We start from the raw sequence: 3,843 nt of genomic DNA, 5'->3' as shown, positions 1-3,843 counted from the left end.
CGGTGACGCTGATGTCCGCCATAAATCGGCAAATAAGGTGATAAAAATCCTATTTGCTTTTTTATCAGATATTTCGTATATTTGTATAGAGTTGTTTGACAGGATGAACCTCGATGTAAGTTTATTCAAGACTTGCGTTCTAAATCATTACCTCATAAAAAAACAACGCCGTAACTTATTCAGTTACAGCATTGCTTTGTAAATCCTCGGAACCGCTGGCGGAATCAGGCGTTTATACGCTCAGATACAACGGCTACTTCAGCACACGCTCGACATAGGCTTTGTAATCCTTCACGACGGGCTCGTACTCCTCGTCCTCGAAGAGCGGCGACGAGATCAAGAAATCGGCCGACGAACGGTTGATCGCCGTCGGGACATTGTAGAGCGTCGCCAGGCGCAACAACGCCTTGACGTCGACGTCGTGCGGCTGCGCCGACATGGGATCCCAGAAGAAGATCAGGGCGTTGATCTTGCCGTCGGCGATCAGCGACCCCAACTGCTGGTCACCGCCCAGCGGGCCGGATTTGAGCAGCGTGATTTTCAGGTCGGGCAATTCCCGGATCCCATCCGCGGATTCGTCTTCCTCGCGGTGATCCCGCAGTGTCTTTTCGACCATCTTGCCGGTCGTACCCGTACAAACGAGATGATGGCGGCTCAGGTTCCTGCTGTTCCAGTCGACCCATTCGGCCAGGTCGCGTTTCATATTGTCGTGGGCAACCAGTGCCAGCACTTTTGTCATTTTAGCCATAGCGATATTTTTATCCGTTGAACAAAGATAACACAAACACGGGGATAACTACAAAAAAAGCATGCATTTAATCGGGAAACAGCACAACAAAAAAGCCCCGCTCGGGCGGGGCTCAGGGGTTATTCGGTTTCGGCCGGGAGCTTGAATTCGGTAAACCCGGCTTTGACGAGGATGTTGTACCACGCAAAGCACTTCTTGATGTCGGAAACATGTACCCGGTCACGGTCATAGTCGGGAAGCACCTCGGCGAAACAGGCTTTCAGCTTTTCGGGGGCCTCCTTGGGGCTGACGGCCTCGCGGCCGCCCGTATGGGCATAGATCTTGGTGAACACATCGGCCAGAGGAATGTCGTCTCCCTCGGTGAACATCGAGATCTCGGTCAGCGAACTTACTTTCGACGTCGCCGAAGCGTTCATCCGCCTGCCGTCGAGCAACGATTCGACGATCACACCGTGCGTGGACTGCGCTACATACTTATAAAGTCCGGGCTGGCCCGAAATGGCCAGAATTTCTTTCAATTCCATATTAAATTATAGTGTGGTAAATTAATTCGCTTCGGGGTTGGGCATCGGCTCCGGTTCGGACTCCTCCTGCACGGTATATTCGTACACCTCGGAGAACGTATACACGCTGTACGCAGAGACGGCAAGTATCTGGAAGGTCACTTTCGTGCCGGCCTTCTGCCCCTCGATCGTCGCCTTGTAGTTTTTCGACTTGTCTTTCTCGGAACCGAACCACACCTGGTCTTTAGGCTCTTCAGTCGTTTCCGGATCCTCGTTGAGGCTGTATAGAATACTGATGCCGGTAAACCCGTATTCGCTCGTAACCGTTGCCGAAACATGGACATTTTCACCGGCATGGACTTCCTGCGGACTGAAAGTGACTCCCGAAATCACGGGCGCAACCTTATACTCGGGGCCGAGTTCCTTGTTGCAAGCCGCCAGGCAGCATGCCGCCACGGCCATGATAAGCAGTTTTTTCATTTTATAGGCAGATTAATTGTTTTTCACATGCACATCCATCTGCGGGAAGGGGAAGTTGATCCCCTTTTCGGGCAGTTGTTTGTAGAATTTTTCGTTGTTTTCGAAGAACACATTCCAGTAATCGCCGTTCTTCACCCAGGCTCGCGCAGAGAGGTTGACCGAGCTGTCGGCAAGGGCCGCGACCCACACCACGGGCGCAGGGTCGCCCAGCACGCGGTTATCGGCGGCAAGGATGGCGAGGATCGCCGCACGCGCCGTATCCACGTCGTCGCCGTACGAAATGCCGATCGTCCAGTCCACACGGCGGGTATCGGACGTGGAATAATTGTCGATGATGGCCGTGGCGATCGAGTTGTTCGGAATGTAAATTGTCTGGTTGTCGGCCGTAGTGATGACCGTCGAGAAGAGCTTGATCTCGCGCACGGTGCCCGACTGCCCCTGTGCCGAGATGTAGTCGCCGACACGGTAAGGTTTCATGAGCAGGATCATCACGCCGCCCGCGAAGTTCTGGGCCGTTCCGCTCAGGGCCATACCGATGGCCAGCGTGGCGGCGGAGAAGACGGCGATGAGCGACGTGACGTTGACGCCCAGCGTCGAGACGACGATCAGCACCAGCAGCAGCGTGAAGATCACGCGCACGGTGTTGCGCATGAACGACCGCAGCGAAATATCGACACGGCGGTGTTCCAGCGCCAGGTCGAGCAGCCTGACGATGCGCCGCAGTATCCAGCGGCCGACGAAATAGATCGCCAGCGCGAGGAGGATTTTCAGCAGTATCCAGACCGACTCGGAGAGGAGGTTCTGCAATACGGTCTCGAAATCGAGGTTCGCAATTTTATGGACGGTCTCCGCGAAATGGGCTTTCTGCACACTGTCGGGCAGCATCAGCGGCGCGGGCGTCTCGGTTCCTAAAAAAAGAGGCCACATAAACCGGGAATAAAGTTTGTCTGCAAAAATAACCAAAAAAAAGAGAAGTTTACTAACTTTGTCTACGAATTTACGGAAAAGAAAAAAAGGAAAAACGCTACACGATGCAAAACAACGTCGAAATCATCCAGATAAACATCTCCGGCGAGGACAAGCCGGGCATGACCTCTTCGCTCACCGAAATACTCGCGCGCTACGACGCCTTCATCCTCGACATAGGCCAGGCCAACATCCACCAGTCGCTGACGCTGGGCATCCTGTTCAAGACCACGTCAGACAAGTCGGGCAACATCATGAAGGAGCTGTTGTTCAAGGCATCGGAGCTGGGCGTGATGATCCGTTTCACTCCCATTTCGGAACAGAACTACGACAACTGGGTCGGCCGGCAGGGCAAGAACCGCTACATCATCACCCTCCTGGGTCGTACGGTCACGGCACGCCATATCGCCGAAGTGACGCGCGTGGTGGCACAGCACGGGCTGAATATCGACGCCATAAAGCGCCTGACGGGCCGCATCCCGCTCAGCGAGGACGACCGTGCGGCCAAATCGTGCATCGAACTTTCGGTGCGCGGGTCGCTCACCGACGAGGAGCGCAGCACGATGCAGGAGGGGTTCATGAACCTGTCGGAAATCGGCCTCGACGTCTCGTTCCAGAAAGACGACATCTACCGCCGCAGCCGCCGCCTGATCTGCTTCGACATGGATTCGACGCTGATCGAGACCGAGGTGATCGACGAACTGGCCGAGCGCGCCGGCGTAGGCGATGCGGTGCGCGAGATCACGGCACGCGCCATGCGGGGCGAGATCGACTTCCGCGAAAGTTTTACCGAGCGCGTGGCCCTGCTCAAGGGGCTCGACGTCTCGGTCATGGAGGAGATAGCCCGTAACCTGCCCATCACCGAAGGGCTGGAGCGCATGATGACGATCCTCAAGCGCGTGGGCTATAAAACGGCGATCCTCTCGGGCGGGTTCACCTATTTCGGCAACTACCTGCGCCAGAAATACGGATTCGACTACGTATATGCCAACGAGCTGGAGATCGAGCAGGGCAAGCTCACGGGGCGCTATGTCGGCGAGGTGGTCGACGGGCGCCGCAAGGCCGAGCTGCTGCGCCTGCTGTGCCAGTTCGAGGAGATCAACATCGCCCAGTCGGTGGCGGGCGGCGGCGGGGGCCACGGCCCGC

5 protein-coding genes are annotated in these 3,843 nt (G+C 56.0%); 1 reads left to right on the top strand and 4 read right to left on the bottom strand.

Annotated elements, in window-relative coordinates; translation table 11 throughout:
- Positions 1 to 253 precede the first annotated feature (253 nt).
- The 4 genes from QVP03_RS01340 to QVP03_RS01325 all read right to left on the bottom strand — a co-directional run bounded on the left by QVP03_RS01340 (position 254) and on the right by QVP03_RS01325 (position 2,658).
- The gene (locus QVP03_RS01340; RefSeq protein ID WP_022331880.1) at positions 254 to 748 is read right to left on the bottom strand and encodes a methylglyoxal synthase; all 495 of its coding nucleotides are present in this window, start codon (positions 746 to 748) and stop codon (positions 254 to 256) included.
- 119 nt (positions 749 to 867) lie between these two features.
- Positions 868 to 1,272, bottom strand: a complete 405-nt coding sequence (locus QVP03_RS01335) for a DUF5606 family protein (RefSeq protein WP_022331879.1) — start codon at positions 1,270 to 1,272, stop codon at positions 868 to 870.
- A 21-nt stretch (positions 1,273 to 1,293) separates the two neighbouring features.
- A complete protein-coding gene (locus tag QVP03_RS01330; RefSeq protein ID WP_055203359.1) occupies positions 1,294 to 1,731 on the bottom strand; it encodes a hypothetical protein in 438 nt (145 codons plus the stop codon).
- A gap of 12 nt (positions 1,732 to 1,743) precedes the next feature.
- The gene (locus QVP03_RS01325; RefSeq protein ID WP_022331877.1) at positions 1,744 to 2,658 is read right to left on the bottom strand and encodes a mechanosensitive ion channel family protein; all 915 of its coding nucleotides are present in this window, start codon (positions 2,656 to 2,658) and stop codon (positions 1,744 to 1,746) included.
- Positions 2,659 to 2,762: 104 nt separating this feature from the next.
- On the opposite strand from QVP03_RS01325, the gene serB reads away from it, so the two are divergent.
- The coding region (gene serB, locus QVP03_RS01320; protein ID WP_288210590.1) for a phosphoserine phosphatase SerB at positions 2,763 to 3,843 on the top strand (1,081 nt) is incomplete at its 3' end.

It is taken from the genome of Alistipes sp. CAG:29, assembly GCF_000435435.1.
GTDB classification, from domain to species: Bacteria; Bacteroidota; Bacteroidia; order Bacteroidales; family Rikenellaceae; genus Alistipes; species Alistipes onderdonkii.
Note: the sequence above shows the minus strand (reverse complement) of the source record. Positions and strands in the feature narration are given on the sequence as shown.

What these genes read in the sequence shown, in the direction of transcription:
- QVP03_RS01330 (WP_055203359.1), bottom strand. Translation starts at nt 1,731, where the DNA reads ATGAAAAAACTGCTTATCATGGCCGTGGCGGCATGCTGCCTGGCGGCT.
- QVP03_RS01325 (WP_022331877.1), bottom strand. Translation starts at nt 2,658, where the DNA reads ATGTGGCCTCTTTTTTTAGGAACCGAGACGCCCGCGCCGCTGATGCTG.
- QVP03_RS01335 (WP_022331879.1), bottom strand. Translation starts at nt 1,272, where the DNA reads ATGGAATTGAAAGAAATTCTGGCCATTTCGGGCCAGCCCGGACTTTAT.
- QVP03_RS01340 (WP_022331880.1), bottom strand. Translation starts at nt 748, where the DNA reads ATGGCTAAAATGACAAAAGTGCTGGCACTGGTTGCCCACGACAATATG.